1 protein-coding gene is annotated in these 238 nt (G+C 63.9%); it reads left to right on the top strand.

Going from position 1 to position 238, the window contains the following annotated elements; all coding sequences use genetic code 11:
* Positions 1 to 238 (top strand): hypothetical protein (locus SB822_RS60755; protein ID WP_410859607.1); only part of this gene is annotated, 238 nt, incomplete at both ends.

The following is a 238-nucleotide window of genomic DNA, read 5'->3' as shown; positions in this document are numbered from 1 at the left end:
CGTTCGAAGCGGTCGCCGAGCAGCAGGTCAAGACCGGTGGCTACGGTGCCGAATTCGGTCGCTCCACCGGCGGCGTGATCAACCAGATCACCAAGCGCGGCACCAACGAGTTCCATGCCGGCGGCAACGTGTTCTACACCCCGCGCGCCCTGAACGCCGACTCGGTCGACTACTACTACCGCAACAAGCTGGAAGGCGAGTTGCCCAACGCCAACTACGGCAAGCTGGCGCAGGACAA

It is taken from the genome of Paraburkholderia sp. SIMBA_054, from assembly GCF_046534875.1.
GTDB classification, from domain to species: domain Bacteria; phylum Pseudomonadota; class Gammaproteobacteria; order Burkholderiales; family Burkholderiaceae; genus Paraburkholderia; species Paraburkholderia hospita.
The sequence above is the reverse complement of the archived record's forward strand: the minus strand, read 5'-3'. Positions and strand labels throughout refer to the sequence as shown.